Origin of the sequence: Kitasatospora sp. NPDC017646, assembly GCF_044329365.1 — a bacterium.
Taxonomy (GTDB): domain Bacteria; phylum Actinomycetota; class Actinomycetes; order Streptomycetales; family Streptomycetaceae; genus Kitasatospora.
Genome location: NZ_JBIRJC010000024.1, coordinates 1 through 430, shown reverse-complemented (window position 1 = coordinate 430; position 430 = coordinate 1).

The following is a 430-nucleotide window of genomic DNA, read 5'->3' as shown; positions in this document are numbered from 1 at the left end:
CCTGAACCACCGGCCGTCCACAGCCGCGGGGGGGGGGGCCCCCCCCCCCCCCCCCCCCCCCCCCCCCCCCCCCCGCGGCCCCCCCCCCCCCCCCCCCCCCCCCCCCGCGGGGGGGCCCGCCCGGCTCCTTTTGCACGTCGTTTGCATCCGGACCCAGAAGCGCGTACAGTTCTTCGAGCTGCCTGGCAGGGAGCACCGGACACGCGTCTGCGCGGACGGTCCCGGGGCAGCCAATCCCTTGAAACACCACTTCTCGGTTCGTGCCGGTCGTTTCGCTTTTCGCGTCACGGCTCGGTGCTTATTCGGTGTGCTCGTTTTATCGGATTGCAGCCGGGCTCGGCTGGATTCGCTTTTCGGAGCGGGGATCGGCTAGAGTTTGAAACGTCGGACGGGGCGTCAAGCCGCGGAAGACACCGGTGAGTTGGATGAC